Origin of the sequence: Colwellia sp. 6M3 (assembly GCF_014077595.1) — a bacterium.
In the GTDB taxonomy this organism is placed as follows: Bacteria; Pseudomonadota; Gammaproteobacteria; order Enterobacterales; family Alteromonadaceae; genus Cognaticolwellia.
On the sequence record NZ_JACGWF010000009.1, the window covers coordinates 38,390 to 59,277 of the forward strand.

The 20,888-nt window shown below is 39.3% G+C and carries 17 protein-coding genes; 10 read left to right on the plus strand and 7 right to left on the minus strand.

Annotated elements, in window-relative coordinates; genetic code table 11:
* Positions 1-76 precede the first annotated feature (76 nt).
* From cyaY to H4J50_RS03720, 5 genes are read left to right on the plus strand one after another with little or no spacing between them, the layout of a single operon-like run.
* Positions 77-394, plus strand: a complete 318-nt coding sequence (cyaY, locus tag H4J50_RS03700; protein ID WP_108457530.1) for an iron donor protein CyaY — start codon at positions 77-79, stop codon at positions 392-394.
* Positions 395-418: 24 nt separating this feature from the next.
* Complete coding sequence (gene hemC, locus H4J50_RS03705; protein WP_182254518.1) at positions 419-1,351, plus strand: hydroxymethylbilane synthase; 933 nt, start codon at positions 419-421, stop codon at positions 1,349-1,351.
* A complete protein-coding gene (locus H4J50_RS03710) occupies positions 1,338-2,111 on the plus strand; it encodes a uroporphyrinogen-III synthase (protein WP_182254520.1) in 774 nt (257 codons plus the stop codon). Before hemC ends, H4J50_RS03710 begins: the two co-directional genes overlap by 14 nt.
* A 50-nt stretch (positions 2,112-2,161) precedes the next feature.
* Positions 2,162-3,652 (plus strand): uroporphyrinogen-III C-methyltransferase, encoded by a 1,491-nt coding sequence (locus tag H4J50_RS03715; RefSeq protein ID WP_182254522.1) that lies wholly within the window; start codon positions 2,162-2,164, stop codon positions 3,650-3,652.
* Positions 3,652-4,848 (plus strand): heme biosynthesis HemY N-terminal domain-containing protein, encoded by a 1,197-nt coding sequence (locus tag H4J50_RS03720; RefSeq protein WP_182254524.1) that lies wholly within the window; start codon positions 3,652-3,654, stop codon positions 4,846-4,848. The genes H4J50_RS03715 and H4J50_RS03720 overlap by 1 nt, the downstream gene beginning before the upstream one ends.
* A gap of 47 nt (positions 4,849-4,895) precedes the next feature.
* Here the strand turns inward: H4J50_RS03720 and arfA are convergent, their stop codons facing one another.
* Positions 4,896-5,099, minus strand: a complete 204-nt coding sequence (gene arfA, locus H4J50_RS03725; RefSeq protein WP_182254526.1) for an alternative ribosome rescue factor ArfA — start codon at positions 5,097-5,099, stop codon at positions 4,896-4,898.
* Positions 5,100-5,265: 166 nt separating this feature from the next.
* On the opposite strand from arfA, the gene H4J50_RS03730 reads away from it, so the two are divergent.
* Complete coding sequence (locus tag H4J50_RS03730) at positions 5,266-5,952, plus strand: DUF2982 domain-containing protein (RefSeq protein WP_182254528.1); 687 nt, start codon at positions 5,266-5,268, stop codon at positions 5,950-5,952.
* Between the two features lie 56 nt (positions 5,953-6,008).
* Here H4J50_RS03730 and H4J50_RS03735 read toward each other — a convergent pair whose 3' ends face one another.
* The 6 genes from H4J50_RS03735 to H4J50_RS03760 form a co-directional block, all read right to left on the minus strand.
* Positions 6,009-6,641: a TetR/AcrR family transcriptional regulator gene (locus H4J50_RS03735; protein WP_182254530.1), complete on the minus strand. Its 633-nt coding sequence runs from the start codon at positions 6,639-6,641 to the stop codon at positions 6,009-6,011.
* Between the two features lie 90 nt (positions 6,642-6,731).
* Positions 6,732-9,851, minus strand: a complete 3,120-nt coding sequence (locus H4J50_RS03740) for an efflux RND transporter permease subunit (RefSeq protein ID WP_182254532.1) — start codon at positions 9,849-9,851, stop codon at positions 6,732-6,734.
* An 11-nt stretch (positions 9,852-9,862) separates the two neighbouring features.
* Complete coding sequence (locus H4J50_RS03745; protein ID WP_182254534.1) at positions 9,863-11,050, minus strand: efflux RND transporter periplasmic adaptor subunit; 1,188 nt, start codon at positions 11,048-11,050, stop codon at positions 9,863-9,865.
* A 400-nt stretch (positions 11,051-11,450) separates the two neighbouring features.
* On the minus strand, positions 11,451-11,687 hold the full coding sequence (locus H4J50_RS03750) for an RNA-binding protein (RefSeq protein WP_108457521.1): 237 nt from the start codon (positions 11,685-11,687) through the stop codon (positions 11,451-11,453).
* Positions 11,688-11,787: 100 nt separating this feature from the next.
* Positions 11,788-12,486 (minus strand): exonuclease domain-containing protein, encoded by a 699-nt coding sequence (locus H4J50_RS03755; protein ID WP_108457520.1) that lies wholly within the window; start codon positions 12,484-12,486, stop codon positions 11,788-11,790.
* 15 nt (positions 12,487-12,501) lie between these two features.
* Positions 12,502-14,349, minus strand: a complete 1,848-nt coding sequence (locus tag H4J50_RS03760) for a putative nucleotidyltransferase substrate binding domain-containing protein (RefSeq protein ID WP_182254536.1) — start codon at positions 14,347-14,349, stop codon at positions 12,502-12,504.
* Between the two features lie 316 nt (positions 14,350-14,665).
* On the opposite strand from H4J50_RS03760, the gene H4J50_RS03765 reads away from it, so the two are divergent.
* The 4 genes from H4J50_RS03765 (at position 14,666) to H4J50_RS03780 (ending at position 20,864) form a co-directional block, all read left to right on the plus strand.
* Positions 14,666-14,917 (plus strand): DUF4212 domain-containing protein, encoded by a 252-nt coding sequence (locus H4J50_RS03765; RefSeq protein WP_108457518.1) that lies wholly within the window; start codon positions 14,666-14,668, stop codon positions 14,915-14,917.
* Complete coding sequence (locus tag H4J50_RS03770) at positions 14,917-16,656, plus strand: sodium:solute symporter family protein (RefSeq protein WP_108457517.1); 1,740 nt, start codon at positions 14,917-14,919, stop codon at positions 16,654-16,656. The genes H4J50_RS03765 and H4J50_RS03770 overlap by 1 nt, the downstream gene beginning before the upstream one ends.
* A gap of 227 nt (positions 16,657-16,883) precedes the next feature.
* Complete coding sequence (locus H4J50_RS03775; RefSeq protein ID WP_108457516.1) at positions 16,884-17,324, plus strand: hypothetical protein; 441 nt, start codon at positions 16,884-16,886, stop codon at positions 17,322-17,324.
* Positions 17,325-17,423: 99 nt separating this feature from the next.
* Positions 17,424-20,864, plus strand: coding sequence for a PAS domain-containing hybrid sensor histidine kinase/response regulator (locus H4J50_RS03780; RefSeq protein WP_182254538.1), 3,441 nt, complete (start codon positions 17,424-17,426; stop codon positions 20,862-20,864).
* Positions 20,865-20,888: the final 24 nt, after the last annotated feature.

The window sequence follows — 20,888 nt, forward strand, 5'->3', positions numbered from 1 at the left end:
GTTTTATAATCCCTTGACCAACAATTACCAAGCAAAGAGTAAACAATCTTAATGCGCAGGTAGAAAGGAATAGTTAATGAATGATAGTCAATACAATATAGCCGCTGAAAATATTTTACTTGCGGTAGAAGAAGCCATTGAAGATTGCGGTTGCGATATCGATTATGAGGGTGTTGGCGGAATGTTAACCCTGACCTTTAAAAATGCCAGTAAAATTATCATTAACAAACAAGCACCCTTACATGAAATTTGGGTCGCAACAAAATTTAATGGCCATCATTTTCATTTCGAAAATGACCAATGGTTTGATAAGCGCGGTGGCGGAGAGCTATGGCAATTTTTATCTAACGCGGTCAGTAAACAAGCAGAAGAAGCCATCGTGCTCACTGCGTAATAAATATTAATTAAGGTAATTGAAATGACCCCACAAACTGTACGTATTGCAACCCGAAAAAGCGCGTTAGCGTTGTGGCAAGCAGAATATGTTAAGGCGCAACTTGAGCACTTTCATCCAGGTATCAATGTGGAATTAGTGCCAATGACGACCAAAGGAGACATTATTCTCGATACACCACTAGCAAAAGTGGGTGGTAAAGGCCTGTTTGTTAAAGAACTTGAAGTCGCGATGTTAGAAAATCGAGCGGATATTGCCGTACATTCAATGAAAGATGTGCCGGTCGAGTTTCCTGAAGGTTTAGGGCTAGAAATTATCTGTCCACGTGAAGATCCGCGTGATGCGTTTGTGTCTAATTCTATCAATAGCCTAGCCGACTTACCGCAAGGTGCGATTGTCGGTACTTCAAGCTTACGTCGTCAATGTCAAATTAAAGCGATGCGTCCAGATCTAGATATTCGCGACCTGCGTGGTAACGTTAACACACGCCTTAAAAAACTCGATAATGGTGAGTACGACGCTATTATTTTAGCCGCCGCTGGGTTAATACGATTAGAAATGCCAGAGCGCATTCGAGAATATATTGCCCCAGAAGTTATGTTACCAGCTAATGGTCAAGGGGCTGTGGGTATTGAGTGTCGAAATGAAGATACAACAATAAAAACATTATTGGCACCACTTGCCTGTGAAGAAACCCGCATTCGCGTTATTGCAGAGCGAGCGATGAACCGCGCGCTTGAAGGCGGTTGTCAGGTGCCTATTGGTAGTTATGCTGTGCTTGAAGGTCAAGAAATATATTTACGCGGCTTAGTGGGCGCTATTGATGGCAGCGAAATATTAACCAGCGAAGTTCGCGGCAGCATTAACGACGCAGAACAATTAGGTTACCAGTTAGCCCAAAGCCTTTTGGCGAAAGGTGCTGATAAAATTCTTCGTCACGTGTATGAACAATCATAAGCTCAATGTATTAATAACGCGCCCCGAAAAAGCAGGGCGCGAACTACAAACTTGCCTTGAAAAACAAGGCTACCGTAGTTACTGTCAGCCATTTTTTGACTATCAAAATACGGCAAGTCTTGAACAATTACATATACTGCAAAAGCAGCTAATACGCCCTATCATTATTTTTATTAGCGTAGCCGCTGTTGAGTTTGCGCATAAATTAATGCCAATACCTTCATGGTCTGCACAGGCTGTAATTGCTGTGGGTAGTGCAACCCAGCAGGCATTAACAAGGTTAGGTATAAAAGCTATGGTGCCTGATAAACACGATAGTGATGGTGTACTAGCACTATTACCGCTGCTTAGTGTAAAAGATAAAAGTGTGATTATTGTACGTGGTGACGGTGGCCGAGAACTTATCGCTGATGCTTTGCGTCTTCGTGGTGCGGCTGTTCATTATTTAGAAAGTTATCGACGTGTTTGGCGAAATTACCCACAAAAATTCATCAAAACATGGCATCAGCAAGAGATAAATTGTATCTTAATCACTAGTAACGCTTTGCTAGAATTCATAGTAAACTTAATTAACGGTGAAGATCGTTATTGGCAAGAGCAATGTTTATGGATAGTCGCTAGCCAAAGAATTGCTGATAACGCAAAAAAAATGGGCATTGTGCGAGTAATAAATGCTAATGGCGCCAATACTACAGCCATTATAAGTGCCCTCGATTGTGGAGTTAACTTAGCTACAGCAAGTGAGATAAACCGTATTTAAGTCAAAAAATTCAGTGTGCGCATTACCAACATGTAAGATAGGATCAGTTCATGAGCGATAAAAAACAACCCAAGCAATCGAAATCTGATGATAAAACTTCAGCTGCTAGCAGTAATGTTGAGAAGCAAGCAGGTTTATCTGCTTCTATTAAAATCAGTACACCGAATGACGTGTCATCAGAAAAACCTGATACTGTCGATACTAACGAAAAATCGTTAAATAAAGAAACGACTGCACAAAGTAAAAGTCAGACTGAACCATCCTCGAACAAAAATAATGAAAAGAGCGCTACTCCTTTGAAAAATTCTGCCTCCACTACATCAAGCAAACCGGTATCTGCGGGTACTAAAACACCCACTGATAAAAGTACGGTTGTAAAATCCAAGAAAAATAAAATTTCTAAAATTGCTGTATTCGCATTAATTATTGCGCTGCTTGCTATTTTGGCCAGCGCTGGGCACTTTTATTGGAATGAACAACAAAAGGCTCAATATAGTCAACAGCTTAGTGATCTTGTAGAGCGAAAGCTTATTGAAAATCAACAAAAAATAGCACAACAGCTGGCAATTAATACAGAAAGTGTTAACCAGAAAATTATCCAGCAACTCTCCCAAAATAAACGTAACAGTACTAACGAAATTAGTGCATTAGATAGTAAAGTTGAACAAATAAGCCGTATCGAAAGTAGTAACCAAAATGCTATTGCTCAAGTACAACAGAAGCTTGCTAGCTTGGGACAACAACAACCGAGCGATTGGCTGCTACAAGAAGCAGAATATCTGATTAGAGTCGCATCAAGAAGTTTATGGTTAGAAAAAACACCTCGTACTGCCGTGAGTTTACTCCTAGATGCTGAGTTGCGTATTCAAGAGTTAAACGATCCGCAATTTTTATCGCTTCGCCAAACTATTCAGCAAGATATTGCCCAATTAAAGTTGCTGCCTACACTAGCAACCGATGATGTTATTTTAAAGCTGATGGTACTTGATCAACAAGTTAAACAATTACCAATGGCGCTATTTGAAATACCAGAAATTTATCAAACTGAAAGCTCGCTTGAACTAACTGATAATGCGACAGATTGGCGTGAAAACTTAGCGAAAACATGGCGTAAATTTACTGATGAATTTTTCACAGTAACGCGCAGAACAGGCAATATTGAACCGCTAATGTCACCTCAATTTCAGCAAAACTTGCGTGAAAATTTAAGCCTTAAAGTACAAACAGCTGTTTGGGCTGCGAGTAAATCAAATAGCAAGATTTACCTGCAATCGCTCAGCGCCACTGAACGCTGGATTAATGAATATTTTGATTTAACAAAAATTGAAAACCAACATTTCCTTGATACGATTAACACGTTAAAAACAGCGACTATTAATGTCGACTATCCAAATAAACTTGCGTCACTGCAAGCTATTCGACAAGTATTGTCAGATAAAGAGTCTTCAGCAGTACGTATTCTAGAGAGCAGTAGTAACGTTGAAATACCGACAGTATCTGAAGATCAGCCATCAAGTGCTGAGCAAAGTGAGGACTTATAATGAAACGGCTTTTATTATTGTTGATTTTATTTCTTACGGTTGTTGTTGTAACGCCTATTTTAATTGGTGAAAAAGGCTATATTCTAATTTCTATTGGCGATTCAGCGATTGAAACTACAGTCATTACTGCAATTATATCGTTAGCATTGTGCTTTTTCGCCTTGGCACTTACCTTTAAATTTTTTCGTGGTGGAGTTAACTTTAGCTTTAAAGCTTGGAACAAAATTGCATTTGCCAGTCGCCGAAAAGCACTTAAAGACTTTAACAAAGGTATAGCCGCTTATGTATTAGGTGATTATAAACAAGCCGAGCATTTATTAGCTAAGTCTGCGGAAGGTTCAACGTTTGAGCTTATTGCTTATCTTGTTGCGGCTGATGCAGCACAAAAACAAGCGTTGAAACCAAACACAGACCATTATTTAGGCCTGCTCGACAAAACGGCCAATACTTTTAAAGATGCTGGATTAGAAGCGGTTTTAATTAAAATTAAATTACTTATGGGTCAGAAAAATTATCCACTAGCTCGTACGGTTATTGATGAGCATCACAAGCATATTGGACATGACGCCAGGTTACTTAAGTTAGAAATAGAGTTAAGTATCGTTGAGCAGCGATTTGATTATGTGATCAAGCAGCTTAATACGGCTCAAAAACAAAAATCTATCAGCTCAGACACTATCACGCTGTGGCAACAGCAAGCTTTTTACGGTGCTTTTAATGACCAGATAAAGCAACATGATAGCACTGCATTGGTAGAATATTGGCAGCAACTGCCGAAGAAAACCAGGCAATCTGAAACCGTGGTTATTACCTATTGCCAAGTGTTGGCCGAAAATCAAATTAATGAACCTTTAGCCAAAATATTATTACCTATTATCAAGAAAGGTAATGCGGTAAGTCTGTTAAAGGCGATAAGAACATTGCCAATTACGCACGATGATAATCTTATGGCTGCGGCGCAAAAACACCTACATAGTGAGCCTAGTAATGCACTGTGGTTATCATTAGTTGCACATTTTGCTGCCGCTGCTCAGCAATGGCAGTTAGCAGAAAAAGCCTTTAATAGCTTGGTTAGCCTTGAAGAAAAGTCATACGACAAAATTGATTTACTGGTTTTTTCACAAGTACTTGAGCAACAAGGTCAACTAGACAAAGCTAATCAAGCACTGCGAAAAATTCACACGTTAACTTGTTAATAAATAAAGCCTAAAGCCCTATTTAATCACGATTACATCCCTATGGATTAAACCGCTATTAAATAGGACTCTTGTCCTTTATGCTTTTGAGTTCTTTGATAAGCGCCTTTACCTTTTTTGGCGATAATAACTTGTTGCTTAAACAGCTTAGATGTTACCACTGCTGCTAAGAAGTTATCTTTAATTACCCCTCTACCTAACTCACAACCACCTTGATTTTTTTGGTGTTTATCTACTTTATGCTTTTTCATTTTCTTTACCTTTTTTGTTGTTTATTGAATACTATTAACGATAAATTTATTGCTTCGTATCGAAAACGCGCAGAGTATATACTAAACAAAAAAATATGCACAAATATTAAATTCAGTTATTAATATAGTTTTAAATACCTATCGAATTAACTATCGTGAAACCAAAATGACAAATAGTAATACCACAATAAAAATTAAAGCTATAGCCCGTCATCATGGATTATTTATTACCTTATCGGGGGTTGTTGCGTTAATTATTTTAGTGGGATTTGGTCATTATTATTGGCACCAAGCCCGCTTTGTGCTGATGTTTATGGTGCTCACTTGTTTAGTGACTATTTTTATTGGGTTACTAAAACAAGCTGAACCAAACCACAGCTTAATATTGGCACCTGAAACACTAACCTTTCATCATCGCCATGGACTTTGGCAACTTTGCTGGCAGCAAATTAGAAGTATACATAGCGTAACCAATACCGTGGGTATCGAGCGACAAGAGCTGAATTATGTCGGTATCAAACTGATGTCATTAGACATTATTGCAGGCAGTATATCGTTACGGTTAGCCAATCGCATGATCCATGAACAAAAGCCACTTATTCAATATTGCATTCACCAGCAATTAATAACCATTGAGCAAGGAGTTTTAAATTTTGAACCGTATATTTTAACAAGTGGTGAAGTCATAAAAGGTCCTTTGGCAGGCTTTCTACATCATTGTGACATATTGCATCAAGCACTTGGCGCGCATTTATTTATTTCTGCCAGTAATCTCAACGGCTCAATTGATGACTTTGTATTTTTAGCAAAAAATTACTTAACGAATGCTAAACAGTCACCTGTATCAAGTTAGTTTGCATTCGTTAAAATGGACTTTAGGCGTTATCGGTTTGTAAACGTTTTATTAGATTACAAGTCTGATGAACCTTGATGTTCAAATGGCATAAGTAAGGTTCTCATGGCTGGACGAAGTGCTATTAATACATTTTCTTCAGTAAGCTCTGGGTACAATACTTTTCTCAGTAATAATCCTGTCATCATTGAGAAAATTACATTAATTCGGCTTTCAAGTTCTTGCTCTGAATGATTTTTTAATACGCTTTTTTCGCTGATCAGTAACTTTCTCATGCGCTCTCTTGCCTGTGTATCTGCGTCCCGTAAGAGCATTTCTACTTTGCTGTTTCTGCTTGCTTCGGCCATCATATCTAATCTGACCACACATGAGCCGGTATCCATGTGACGCTTTACACCCATATTTAAACCATCAATAAGCGCAGTAAGTACGTCGCTAGGATGATCCTCAAACTGTTGGAAGATAGAGAACATCTCTGCCATATCTTTTTCGATAATACTTTCAATGATGGCTTCTTTACTGTCGAAGTAATTATAGATATGACCAGCACTCATACCCGCAGTTCGAGATATTTCTGCCATGCCAGCACCGTGATAACCTTTACGACGAAAACAATCAGCCGCAGCGCTCAATACTTGCTCCCTTCGCGCATGAGCGAGGGCCGGATCTGAGTGTTTTTTGATTTTCATATAAATTTCCATTATCGAGCCTGTTGGCTCGATAAAATATGCCTTTTAGTGCTATTTAAGCTGACTTTTTAAATCTTGTGTTCATCGCGTTTATTTAGCTGCTTTAGTTTTTCCAGGAAAAACTCGTCGCACTAACACGAAAAACACGGGTACAAAAATAACCACTAATATTGATGATGCAAGCGTACCGCCAATAATTGAAATACCGAGCGCATTTTGTGCACCCGAGCCAGCACTCGAGGCAATAGCTAAGGGTAAAACACCACAAATAAAGGCCATTGAAGTCATCAAAATAGGACGTAAGCGAAGACGAACAGCGGCAATTGCCGACTCAACAAGGCCGAGCCCTTCATCCATTTTATGAATGGCAAATTCAACAATTAATATCGCATTTTTAGACGCGAGCCCTATGGTGGTTAACAAACCTACTTGCAAGTAGATGTCGTTTGATAGTCCACCACCAAAAGCCGCCATAATTGCACCAAATATACCTAAAGGTACAATCAACATAACGGCAAAAGGCACCGACCAACTTTCATATAACGCTGCTAAACACAAAAATACAAACAATAATGAAAGGCCGTATAAAAGTGGTGCTTGTCCGCCGCTAGAGCGTTCTTGGAATGAAATTCCTGTCCACTCAGAAGCAAAGCCTTGTGGTAGTTGATTAACTAATCTCTCCATTTCGTCCATTGCTTGTCCGGTACTGTAACCGGGCGCTGCACTGCCTTGAATTTCCATTGAAGAAAAGCCATTATATCGTTCTAGGCGTGGAGAGCCATATGACCAAAATGAGCTGGCAAATGCAGAGAAGGGTACCATGTCGCCATTATTGTTTCGTACATACCATTTGTTGAGATCTTCAGGCACCATACGAGACTCGGAAATACCTTGTAGGTAGACTTTTTTAACACGACCACGGTCAATAAAGTCATTGACATAACTACTGCCCCAAGCGGTTGAAAGGGTAATGTTAATATCACTTTGTGATACGCCAAGGGCTTCTGCTTTTGCTAGGTCAATATCTAATTGTAGCTCTGGCATGTCTTCTTGTCCGTTCGGACGTACACCCGCTAAAACTTTACTTTGACTTGCTAAACCTAACAATTGATTTCGTGCACTTAATAACGCATCGTGGCCAAGACCCACCCGGTCCTGTAAAAACATATTAAAACCGTTTGCAGTACCTAACTCAACGATAGCTGGCGGTGGAAAAGCAAAGACAAAGGCTTCTTTAATAGTTGAGAAAAACTGCATACCTTTACCCGCTACAGCTCCAACGGATAGATCATCACGTTGTCGCTCATCCCAATGTCTTAAGCTGACAAAGCCAATAGCTGAGTTTTGCCCTGAGCCCGCAAAACTAAAGCCTGTTACGGTGAATATACCTTTAACGGCTTCTGATTGGTCGTTCAAGTAATGATTTTCGACTTTTTTAACCACTTCTAAAGTTTCTTGGGTGGTCGAGCCAGCCGGCAACATAACTTGGTTAAATAAAATACCTTGATCTTCATCAGGCAGAAATGCCGTAGGTAAGCTTGAGAAAACATACACCATGCCGCCAACGATAACGGCATAAATAAGTAGGTAGCGTTTAGAGTGGCGGATCATTCTACTTACAAAGCTTTGCGCACCTTGATTGGTTTTTTCAAACCCGCGGTTAAAACCAGAAAAAAACTTACCGATTAAAGTACTGTTATCATGAACATGGCTTGGTTTTAATAAAGTAGCACAAAGTGCGGGTGTTAATATCAAGGCAACTAATACCGACAAGCCCATCGCAGAGACTAGCGTAATAGAGAATTGTCGATAAATAACCCCGGTAGAGCCACTAAAAAATGCCATCGGAATAAATACGGCTGACAGCACCATAGCAATACCGACCAAAGCGCCCTTAATTTCATCCATTGATTTTCGTGTAGCTTCAAGCGCTGATAGCTTTTCTTCACTCATGAGCCGCTCAACATTTTCAACGACAACAATAGCGTCATCAACCAGTAAGCCTATAGCTAACACCATCGCAAACATAGTTAGCGTATTAATTGAGTAACCAAAAACGTATAAAATACCAACGGTACCAAGTAATACCACTGGCACTGCAATAGTAGGGATGAGTGTCGCACGAAAGTTTTGTAGAAATAGATACATAACTACAAACACTAAAACAACCGCTTCAATTAGAGTATGAACTACTTTTTCGATCGATAAAGATACAAACGGAGTGGTGTCGTACGGGACGACAGATACTAAGCCTTGTGGGAAAAACGGTTGCAGTTCTGCGAGCGCATCTTTTACGCCTTGCGCGGTATCAAGTGCATTGGCACCACTGGCCAATTTAACACCTAAACCCGATGCAGGGTTGCCATTAAAACGTGCAACAACACCGTAGTTTTCGCCGCCAAGCTCAACTTTTGCCACATCTTCTAAACGAACAACAGAGCCATCGCTATTTGTTTTGACAAAAATATTTTTAAATTGTTCAGGGGTTTGCAAACGACTTTGTGCGGTAACAGTGGCATTAAGTTGTTGCCCTGCAATGGCTGGCATTCCGCCTAGCTGTCCGGCAGAAACTTGTGCATTTTGTGCTCTTATTGCGGCACTAATGTCAGCAGGCGTTAATTTAAAATTTTGTAATTTAGCCGGGTCTAACCAAATACGCATCGCATATTGTGAGCCAAACAGTTGCACTTCACCGACACCATCAACACGAGAGACAATATCTTGTACATTTGATGACACATAATCACCAATATCAATATTGTTCATGCTGCCGTCTTGCGATACAAAACCAACAACCAATAAAAAGTTACGAGCAGATTTCGCCACTACAACACCTTGGCGTTGTACTTCTTCTGGTAGTAATGGTGTTGCCGTTGCTAATTTATTTTGTACTTGAACTTGTGCAATATCAGGGTTGGTATCCGCACTAAAGGTCAACGTAAGGGTTGCTGAACCACTTGATTCAGACGTTGACGACATATAAAGCAAACCATCAAGGCCTTTCATTTTTTGTTCAATAACTTGGGTAACAGAGTCTTCCAGTGTTTGTGCAGACGCTCCTGGGTAATTAGCTGAAATACTAATGGCAGGTGGTGCAATTGATGGATACTGCGCAATAGGTAAATTTTTAATCGCTAAAATTCCCGCGAGCATAACTACAATAGCAAGTACCCAAGCGAATATAGGTCGATCGATAAAAAATCGTGACATTGAATGCTCCGTTATTGCGCTTTGTTGATAGAAGAGGGGTCAGGCGATTTTACTTGGGTTGGAGTAACTAAAGCTCCCGGACGAATTTTTTGTAAGCCTTCAATAATTAATTTATCGCCAGCTGCTACGCCATGAGTAACGAGCCAGTTTGAACCCACGGCTCTATCAACTTGTAAAACACGGCTTTCTACTTTGTTATCTTTATTCACGATCATCGCTGTTGGCTCGCCTTTTGTATTACGACTAACACCTCGATGTGGCACTAAAATGGCGTCACTTTTAACCCCCTCAATGATGGAAGCACGAGCATACATACCGGGCAATAATAACTTTTCTGGATTAGGGAATTGAGCGCGTAATGTTACTGAACCTGTGCTTGGGTCAACGGTAACTTCAGAGAATTGCAATACACCTTTATGAGGGTAAATAGAACCATCTTCCATGGTCAACTCAACATCGGTTTGGTTTGTAGGATCAACTGTTAACGCACCAGAAGCTAATGCTTTTTTAAGTTTTGTGAGCTCATTACTCGATTGTGTTAAATCAACATAAATAGGGTCGAGCTGGGTAACTGTTGCCAGTGCTGTCGTTTGATTGACACTCACTAAGGCGCCAACGGTGACATTTGATTTACTTATTTGGCCGCTGATAGGAGATGAAACGTGGCTATAATCAAGATTGATTTGTGCTGTTTGAAGTTGTGCTTTAGCCGTAAGTAATGCGGCCGTTGCTTGTTTGTATGCTGCATCTGCTTCATCAAAGTCTAATTGACTTACCGCTTTAATTTTTAGCAGTTCACTATAACGAGTAGCTTTGGATTTACTGCTAGCAATACTTGCTTTAGCACTGGCTACTGCCGCTTCGCTAGCGGCTAACTCAGCTTTGAAAGTGGCGGGATTAATTTGATAAAGTGATTGCCCTTGCTCGACTCGCTTACCTTCAATAAATAAACGCGATTGAACAATGCCACTAACTTGAGGACGAATTTCAGCAATTTGAAAAGCATTAATACGCCCAGGTAATTCTTTTTTGAGCGTTAGCGCTTGGCTTTTTAATGTAATAACACCAACGGGAACCGCTTGAGGTCCAGTAGCTCCTGACTGATCAGCCGCTTGAACAGTTACTTGTTCACAACCCGATAAAGCAACAATACTCATGAGGGTCGAAATTACAAATAATGCGATGCGAGAACGCTGCATGTTAAATACCTTTAATGTTAAATATAAACTGTAGAGTGAACGATCATTCTAAGTGAAAAGTTTTTATTTATATATTGAATTAGTTGTTTTTTACAAAACATTACACTTATGAAACAAAGGTAACATTACTGACAATAAAATTAGCTTTCACAGTTTGTAATAACGCGATTTAAGCAGTTGTCGATATTAGAAAAAATTGAATTTTAATGAGAATGAACTGGAAGTTTTTTTGGTCATCAATGAAGTTTATTACTCCTTTGAGACAAGCGTTTTAGGGAGGATGGTTTATAAACTCAAATAACTCAAATTATTGAAATAACATATGTTGTGAGCACTGTTTTTTTAGTTAAAACAAAAAAACCAGCCTAATGCTGGTTTTAATTTTTATCAAAGCGATAAACTATTGTGCGAGTTTAACGCGAATTTTGTTATTGGCAATTTTGGTTTCATGCAGGTTTGATAAAGCGACTTTAGCTTCTTTTTCATTTGGCATTTCAACAAAACCAAAACCTTTTGATTTAGCCGTTTCTTGGTCTAAAACTAAAGTGCATTCAGTCACAGTGCCGTGAGCAGAAAATAAAATACGGAGTTCTTGTTCGGTTGTTGAACGAGAAAGATTGCGAACTAAAAGTTTCATAATGGACCATTAATGTGTGATTACGAGCGCAATTATCTCACAGTTTGGCAACAGATTAACTTATTTTCTGCATTTGGCTAAAATAAATATATTGATATGGTTATAAAATTAATTGCTGTAGTGACATATCTTCATTACGTTCGCTAATTTGTGCCAACAGTAATTCAGCTGTGGCAATAGCATCGTTTAGCGCATTATGAGCATAGTGATTAGGCAGTTGGTAGCTGGCGCGTAAAGCTGAAAGTCTCAATTGCGATGGATCGTAAGCGACATCGCGTTTATCTAGCCTTTTTTTCGCCACCACTAACGTGTCTATCATCGGAAATGGCGGCGCCATACCATAAAGTTCTATGCAAGCTTGTTGTAAAAACTGACGCTCAATACGAGCAAAGTGAACGAGCATAACTTTGCCTGCGAGTCGTTTCAGTAATTGTTCTACTACCTCTGCAAGCGGTTGCCCTTGATCTTTTTGGTCATCAGTTATTTGATGTATGGTGACATTATCTGCTTTTAAACTGCCTTGAGTTTGAATAATTTGATGATAACTCGTGCCAAGTTTAATTTGTCTATGATTTAACTCCACACAACCCACACTGAGCAGTTTATCTTGTATCGCGTCTAACCCTGTTGTTTCAAAATCGACCGCTAATATGGGGGTTTGATCAAAGGGAGTATGCAGTAGAGGGAAAGGGACACTGAGAAACTCATGCAATGGTCCTTTGGGTGCACGCGCTAGCATACGTTTTCGTTGTGCTTCGTAGCCGATTAGCCAACGCGTTAGTGGGTGATGATTCAACATGATAAATGGTTATCGCTAATAAGTGGATTGACGGCTGTCTTGCAAGGTTTTTATCACTTTAAAGGCATCTTTTAAGTGCTCCCTTTCGAGTTTCGAAATATCTTTTGGTGATAAGTAATTATTGGGTTGTTGGCCTAATTGCAATTTTTTCGCTTGGTGCATCATACGTAGCATACTTAAAAATTCATATGCATCGATGAGGTTTGCTGCAGATGATTTCGATAATGAAGGCGTTCCAGCGGCCTGCTTTAAGCGCTCTATGGTATTAACCGTTGCAATGCCTTCAGATAACGCATAAATACGCGCGAGATCAACAATTGGAGCAATACCGTTATGCTTTAAATCTAGCGTAGCTTTATTTTCGCCATTTTGTATAAGCACAAAATCTCGAAAAAAGCCTAAAGGTGGCCTTAAGTTGAGGGCATTACGTGATAAATGTGCGATAAATAAAGTGCTACGTTTTGTTGTTTGTAACATTTTTGTTTTTACCTGCTCCAGTAATCGGCTGTCACCATAAACGGTGGTTAAGTCGAAAAAAGTGCTGCAATGCATTAATGCTTTTGGCTCTGGTGTATTAATCCATTGAGCAAAATATTGTGACCATTGTTTTTGCGTTTGGCACCATTGTGGATTTGTTGCCATGACATTACCAGGGCAATAAATAAAACCACAAGCGGCTAAGCCATCAGACACAAAAGTAGCAAGATCTTTAAACCAAAGATTATGTTCTGGTTTTAAATCGTTAGAAATGATCAAGGCATTGTCTTGATCTGAGTGGGCAAATTGTTCTTGTCGTGCTTGTGAGCCTGCAGCTAACCAAGCGTAAGGTACAGGAGGTGGACCTAATAATTTTTCGGCCATTTCTATTAAGCGAATGGTAAATGCCATGGTAATGGCGCTGATACTTTTACCAACATGATCAGCGGTAGTGCCTAATTTTGCCATGCGAATTTGTAGTTTAGGGATCATGCTACTGATTTCGGTAAGCTCGCCAACCGATGTTGCTTTATGAATAACGCTGGTAATGTTAACGGCATTCTGCCCTTCATTATTCATTAAGTCAGTTACGGTCACCATGCCTTTAAGTTGATTACTTTCGGTCACGGGTAAATGATGAATATGCTTTTGTGTCATTTTCATTAATGCATCGTAAGCGGTGCTATTAATATCTATAGTGGTCATATCATCAGTCATAATTGCACTGACGGGTTGCTCAATACTAAGTCCTTGTGCCACACATCGACGACGAATGTCTTTATCGGTCACTATTCCTAATGGTTGATCATTATGGCTGATGACTAGGCAAGAAAAATTTTGTTCGGTCATCAATATAGCGGCTTGCTGAATGCTGGCGTCAGGGCTAATTATAACTACAGGGCTGTGATAAAAATTGGCAATCGAGCTATTAAGTAAAGACGAGTTTAATATAGCGTCTTCATTTACTTGCAACATTTTTTTATTAAGTCGCTGCTCTGATGTTTGCTGAAAAAAGGCGGTTACGTCAGGATACTCATTAACTAACTGTAGGAAGTTATGATAATTAATGCTGTAGAGTAAAGTATCCTCATCTGAGATGACATGTTGGGTACTAGGGCCATTGTGACTAAAGCAAAAAACCGAACAAATATCCCCTTCACTAAATTTAGCCAATAGTTTGTTATCTGCACTGAAGTAACTTAAGGCACCTTTTCTCAATATGTAAATGTTTTCTTCTACAATGCCTTGTGGTGGCAGTGTTTGACCACGACGAACATAACTAATACTGATCTCTTTTACTATTTGCTCAATGATGTCACTCGGCAATAAGTCCATAGGAGGAATCGCTTGAATAAATTCGCTGATTTCGCTTAATGCTGAGTCCATAACAATATCTCTAGTGAGTACACTCACTACATTTAGGGGAATTATGCGACTTAAGTCAACAGTTTCAACTATGTTCTAGACTAAAGTTTAATATGAGCGCCGAAATAATATTGCTAGTGTGTAACTTAGAGTAGGTTAAGTATTCATTTATCCAATGTTGGTTTTACCAGCGGGTCGAATTAATAGTCAACCTCTCTTAAACAACAGGTGATACCAATTGAAAGATAATCAATTTGGTATATAGCGTATAAAAATCATAAAACGCTGTCCTTTTAAACTATTTAGGTTTAATAGGAATAATTGCTAGGAGAGAATGATGGAAGGTAAAGCAACATATTGGTCAGAGAATCTGCGCCTAATATTTATATGTCTTGCTATCTGGTTCGTGGTTTCATTTGGTTTTGGTTTGCTTCTTGTCGAGCCATTAAATGCAATACGTCTAGGTGGGTACAAACTAGGTTTCTGGTTTGCACAACAGGGTTCAATTTACACATTTGTCGGTTTAGTTTTTTGGTATACCAAAAAAATGAACGACCTTGATAAAAAATATAACGTGGAGGAATCATAATGGAAGAGTTAAAACTCTATACATACATAGCTGTATTCGGTTCTTTTGCCGTTTATTTCGGTATAGCTTGGTGGGCTCGTGCGGGCTCAACTAGTGACTTTTATGTTGCTGGTGGTGGTGTAACGCCAATGCAAAATGGTATGGCGATTGGTGCCGATTGGATGAGTGCTGCGTCATTTATTTCCATGGCGGGTATGATCTCATTCTTAGGTTACGGGGGCTCTGTATTCCTAATGGGTTGGACCGGTGGTTATGTATTATTAGCCATGCTACTTGCACCTTACATGCGTAAGCACGGTAAATTCACCGTACCTGAATTTATTTTTGACCGTTATTATTCAAAAACAGCACGTGTTGTTGCGGTAGTTTGTTTAATCATCGCGTCATTAACTTACATCATCGGTCAAATGAAAGGTGTAGGTGTTGCTTTCTCTCGCTTCTTAGAAGTTGATTATGATTTAGGTCTTTACATCGGTATGTTCGTTGTTTGGGTTTATGCTGTATTAGGTGGTATGAAAGGTATTACTTACACGCAAATCGCTCAGTACGTAGTATTGATTTTTGCTTACACCATTCCAGCGGTATTTATTTCATTACAGTTAACAGGTAACCCAATTCCACAACTAGGTTTAGGTTCTACGTTAGCCGACGGTAGTGGTGTTTACTTACTTGATAAATTAGACTTAGTTGTTACTGAGTTAGGCTTTAAAGAGTACACCACTGACAACATGGGTGGTTCAGTAAACATGTTCGCTTACACCTTGTCTCTGATGATTGGTACTGCAGGTTTACCTCACGTTATTATGCGCTTCTTCACTGTTCCTTCAGTTAAAGCAGCACGTCAATCTGCAGGTTACGCTTTAGTATTCATTGCATTGTTATACACAGTTGCTCCAGCAGTTGGTGCTATGGCTCGTCTTAACTTAATGAACACTATTGAACCAGCAGCTGGTCAAAACCTTGAATACGCTGAGCGTCCTCAATGGTTTAAAGATTGGGAAAATACGGGTCTATTGCAATACGAAGAAAAAAATGGCGATGGTAAAATTCAATACACTGCTGATCCTGCAACTAATGAAATGATTAAAGTTGACCGTGACATCATGGTATTGGCTAACCCAGCAATCGCTAATTTACCAAACTGGGTAATTGCTTTAGTTGCTGCTGGTGGTTTAGCTGCTGCATTATCTACTGCAGCCGGTTTATTATTAGCGATATCATCCTCAATTTCTCATGATTTAATGAAAGGTATATTAACGCCTGACTTAACTGAGAAAAATGAGTTATTAGCCGGTCGAATTGTCATGACTATATCGGTGATGGTGGCTGGTTGGCTTGGTTTAAATCCGCCTGGTTTTGCCGCTGGTACGGTTGCACTAGCCTTTGGTTTAGCTGCATCGTCAATATTCCCAGCGCTAATGATGGGTATATTCGCTAAGAAAATGAGCGGTACTGCAGCAGTTTCAGGTATGATCGCAGGTATCGGTGTAACTATGCTGTATGTATTCCAGCATAAAGGCATCATGTTTATTCCTGGTACTTCATTCCTAGGTGACATGGGTCCTAACTGGTTCTTCGGAATTTCACCAAATGCCTTTGGTTCAGTAGGTGCTCTTGTTAACTTTGCAGTAGCTTTCGCTATGTTGAAAGTAACAGGTCCAGCACCAGCTCATATCCAACAAATGGTTGATAATATGCGTACGCCTGCTGGTGGCGTATCGGCAGCACATGATCACTAAATAGTTTTAACTACTTATTGATTAATAAGCTAAAAGCCCTATTTAATTTCTATAAATAGGGCTTTTTATTTTGTCATTAAGATATAATGATTAAATACAGATTGCCTCAGCAGAATGACGAAGTTAAGCCATTCCACAAAAATAAGTACTCAATGATTGCGCAGGAAAAACTAGTAAGTTCAAAAATTCTTATGCGGATTGGTACAATATAAATTGCAGGATACTTTATGAATAAGCACACTAAAACAGCTATTATAGTAGCCCCTATCCTTACTATTTTAGGCTTTGCATTAGCTGACTTATGGGAAGAAAATAGCGCTAATCAAATGCGCGCATTTAAATTGGTTCCCTATGGTCATTGTGATGTTATCAATCAAAAATGTATTTTGAAATCAGGTGAATTTGAAGTCAATATATATGATGAAGCAGGCATGACAACATTAAATTCTACTTTTCCGCTTGATAGCGCAACATTCTTTGTAGTAGATAAAGACAATAAAGCGAGTGCTTACCCACTTGGTATGATTGACAGCCCTTATTATTGGATGAGTCCAACGCCATTACGTAATACCATTAGCCGCAAGGGCGATAAGCAAAAATTACGGGTTATTGCTAATATTAAAGGCGGGCAATATATTGCCGAATTTTACACTCAAACGGTAAATTAGCATTACAGTTTACGTTATGAGTTTAAGTTTAATGACATATGTGAATAAATTCATATAATCATATAATCAAACACTTAATATAAGTTATAGAGAAATTAGATGTTTCCAAATTGGCAATTAGCGGGCTTAAGTTTTGCTTATATAGGTTTGCTGTTTTTTATTGCCTATGTTGGAGATAAGTATCGACATAAATTACTGCGTAAAAGCCAAGCGGTAATTTATGCATTAACTCTTGGCGTTTATTGTACGTCTTGGAGTTTTTTAGGCACACCAGGACAGGCTTCAAATAACTTTATTTCACATTTGCCGATATATTTAGGGCCGATACTGCTCTTCATTTTTGCATGGCCATTTATACAACGCATTATTCGTGTGAGTTTAAAATTAAACCTCACCTCAATTGCTGATTTATTAGCTGCACGTTTTGGTAAGTCGCATAATTTAGCGATTTTAGTCACCATTGTGGCGCTAATTGGCACTATGCCTTACATCGCGCTGCAATTAAAAGCGATTGTCTACACGTTTCAACAGTTACAGGCAGAGCAAAGCTTAGCGAACTGGCACTTTGGCCTTGTGGTAAGTTTGGTCTTAGCAGGTTTTACCATCGTATTTGGTGTTCGAAATATCGATGTAACTGAGCGACACCCCGGGGTGATGTTAGCGATAGCTTTTGAGTCTTTAGTTAAGTTGTTCGCCTTTATCGCCGTTGGTATTTTTGTTACCTATGTATTATTTGACTCGCCAATGGAGATTTGGCGTCGTTCATCTGCAAGCCTGCAGTTGGATCAACAGTTGAATTTTCCAAATGTTATGTCAATGTTTGCCATGCTCGTGATCACTATGGCAGCATTTTTATCTTTACCTCGCCAATTTCAAGTGATGGTGGTTGAACTAAAAGATGAAAAAGATACTTGGCTTAGTCGACGCATTTTTCCTCTTTATTTATTAATTTTTGCGATCTTTGCTGTACCGCTTGGTTTAGCTGGACATTTATTGCTAGGAGATACTGTACCGTCTGATGCTTATGTCTTATTCTTACCTTGGTATCAACAGCAACCTTGGCTAACGCTGTTTACATTCTTGGGCGCAATTTCTGCCGCAAGTTCTATGGTGATTATTTCTTCTATTGCGTTGAGCACCATGCTCAGTAATGAAATCGTTTTTCCTTGGTTATATCGGGCAAATAAAAATCATGATACGGATTATGACAAATTCCGTTTGCGGTTATTAACCATTCGTAAAATTTTAGTCTTATTTGTTATTTTATTAGGTTATGGCGTATTTTTAATGGCATCGCCAGATACCTTAAGTTCTTTAGGTGAAATAGCATTTGGCGCATTTGCTCAATTAACACCGGCATTAGTGGCTGCTTTTTATTGGCGCCGAGCAACATTAACGGCCGTTTATGGTGGTATTGTTATTGGCTTTTCTGCTTGGCTTATACTGAATTTTATTCCCCAATTTGGCATTTATCCACACCCGTTTGAAGGGGGATTTTTACCCGCTAATTCAATGGCGAGCTTGTTATCACTTTCTGCCAATATTATTGCTATGTGGTTACTATCTCATGTGAGTCGCCAAAGCGTACAAGAGCGTATGCAAGCCTCTTTATTTATGGAGTACCAAGCACCAAAAGCGTTAAAATTACAACGTAATAAACAAATTAACTATCAAGAGTTGGAGCTCTTGGTTTCACGATTTGTTGGTGAGAAAAAAACCATCATTAGCTTTAAACAATTCCAACGCTCAATAGACAAAGCACAAATGAGTAATGTTGCTTATAACCAGAAGTTGTTGCAACACACTGAAAATACTTTGGCGAGTGTTATGGGGGCGTCGTCAGCGCGTTTAGTATTGTCTTCGGCATTAGAAGGGCGTGATATTGCCTTAGATGAAATAGCCGTGCTAGTGGAAGAAGCTTCAAGCCAACGCCAACAATATAGTCAAGATTTATTACAAAGTGCCATTGAAAATGCCAGTGAAGGCATCTCTATTGTTGATAGCGATCTCAACCTTGTTGCTTGGAATAAAAAATACGTTGATTTATTTTCCTACCCGAGCGAGCTTATTTATCAAGGCAGCGCAATTAGTGACTTAATTCGCTTTAACGTGGTGCGTGGTTTATGTGGTATTGGAAAAGTTGAAGAACAAGTCAATAAACGCTTAGAACATTTACGTAATGGCAGCCCGCATAGTTCTGAACGTGAGCATAGTGATGGTCGCGTTATTCGTATTGAAGGTAACCCTCTGCCTGGTGGCGGGTTTGTTATGCTGTTTTCAGATATTACGACTTACCGACAAGCTGAAAGAGGGCTCAAAGAGGCCAATGTTGATTTGGAAACTCGGGTACTCGAGCGAACACAAAAATTAGAGCAAACCAATGATGCACTAGCGTTAGCCCGCGAAAAAGCCGAGCAAGCTCATGTTAAAAAAAGCTTGTATTTAAAAGCCTGTAGCCATGATTTAATGCAGCCTTTAGAAGCAGCACGGTTGTTTACATCCGCTTTAGCCAGCCAAGGTAATTTAACGGTTACGCAGCAACGACAAGTCGATAATATTGATCACTCGTTAAAAGTTGCGAATGACTTGGTTGCCGATTTAGCTGAAATTGCCCGTATTGAGAGTGGTAATATTAAGCCGAATATCAGTAGTTTTTCGGTTAAATCATTATTTGATGATTTAGCCAAAGAATTTTCTGCTAGCGCTGTTGATCTAGAAATAGAATTTCGTGTGCATTGTAGCAATGCTATGTGGCTCAGATCAGATAGGAATCTATTGCGCCGAATATTACAAAACTTGATTGGGAATGCCTTCCGTTATGCAGGCCCCGGAAAGGTTTTATTAGGAGCTCGCGGGAAAGGCGATAGTATTGATATTCAAGTACTCGATAACGGTCCTGGTATTCCTGTTGATAAACAAACTCTAGTTTTTGAACAATTTACCCAGTTAGATAACCAGCAAGGTTCATCTGCTGGAGGGCTTGGTTTAGGCTTGAATATCACCCAAAGTTTAGCGCAATTGTTAAGTCATCCTTTAGCTCTGAACTCTAAAGAGGGGCAGGGTTGTAAGTTTTCTGTGGAAGTTGAAAGAACGCTAGCACAAAAAGAAGTGTTAACCGTAAAACCTGTGATTAATATCGGATTAAGAGATGTTACGGTCATGTGTATTGATAACGACCCAGATGTTCTGAATGGTATGGTTGAGTTATTAACCGCTTGGGATTGTAATGTATTAGCGGCTGAGTCATACCAGCAAGCGCTTTCAGTTTATGAGACTCATAAGAATGATATTGAAATACTACTGGTAGATTATCAACTTGACGGAAACTTTAACGGCATTGCCTTGACTGCCAAGCTGAGAAAAATGAGCAGACACTACGTGCCTGCGATTTTAATTACCGCTACAACAGATAGTGATTTAGAAGAGAAAACGTTAGCTGCAGATATTGGCTTCATGCGAAAATTAATTAAACCTGCAGCGCTTAGGGCTATGATGAGTGCTATGTTAACCAAGAAACTACAAGCTAAGTATTTACAATAACAACAGTTACACAGCTAATTCAGT

Coding starts and splice junctions, on each gene's coding strand:
- cyaY (WP_108457530.1), top strand. CDS start 77: ATGAATGATAGTCAATACAATATAGCCGCTGAAAATATTTTACTTGCG.
- hemC (WP_182254518.1), top strand. CDS start 419: ATGACCCCACAAACTGTACGTATTGCAACCCGAAAAAGCGCGTTAGCG.
- H4J50_RS03710 (WP_182254520.1), top strand. CDS start 1,338: ATGAACAATCATAAGCTCAATGTATTAATAACGCGCCCCGAAAAAGCA.
- H4J50_RS03715 (WP_182254522.1), top strand. CDS start 2,162: ATGAGCGATAAAAAACAACCCAAGCAATCGAAATCTGATGATAAAACT.
- H4J50_RS03720 (WP_182254524.1), top strand. CDS start 3,652: ATGAAACGGCTTTTATTATTGTTGATTTTATTTCTTACGGTTGTTGTT.
- arfA (WP_182254526.1), bottom strand. CDS start 5,099: ATGAAAAAGCATAAAGTAGATAAACACCAAAAAAATCAAGGTGGTTGT.
- H4J50_RS03730 (WP_182254528.1), top strand. CDS start 5,266: ATGACAAATAGTAATACCACAATAAAAATTAAAGCTATAGCCCGTCAT.
- H4J50_RS03735 (WP_182254530.1), bottom strand. CDS start 6,641: ATGAAAATCAAAAAACACTCAGATCCGGCCCTCGCTCATGCGCGAAGG.
- H4J50_RS03740 (WP_182254532.1), bottom strand. CDS start 9,851: ATGTCACGATTTTTTATCGATCGACCTATATTCGCTTGGGTACTTGCT.
- H4J50_RS03745 (WP_182254534.1), bottom strand. CDS start 11,050: ATGCAGCGTTCTCGCATCGCATTATTTGTAATTTCGACCCTCATGAGT.
- H4J50_RS03750 (WP_108457521.1), bottom strand. CDS start 11,687: ATGAAACTTTTAGTTCGCAATCTTTCTCGTTCAACAACCGAACAAGAA.
- H4J50_RS03755 (WP_108457520.1), bottom strand. CDS start 12,486: ATGTTGAATCATCACCCACTAACGCGTTGGCTAATCGGCTACGAAGCA.
- H4J50_RS03760 (WP_182254536.1), bottom strand. CDS start 14,349: ATGGACTCAGCATTAAGCGAAATCAGCGAATTTATTCAAGCGATTCCT.
- H4J50_RS03765 (WP_108457518.1), top strand. CDS start 14,666: ATGGAAGGTAAAGCAACATATTGGTCAGAGAATCTGCGCCTAATATTT.
- H4J50_RS03770 (WP_108457517.1), top strand. CDS start 14,917: ATGGAAGAGTTAAAACTCTATACATACATAGCTGTATTCGGTTCTTTT.
- H4J50_RS03775 (WP_108457516.1), top strand. CDS start 16,884: ATGAATAAGCACACTAAAACAGCTATTATAGTAGCCCCTATCCTTACT.
- H4J50_RS03780 (WP_182254538.1), top strand. CDS start 17,424: ATGTTTCCAAATTGGCAATTAGCGGGCTTAAGTTTTGCTTATATAGGT.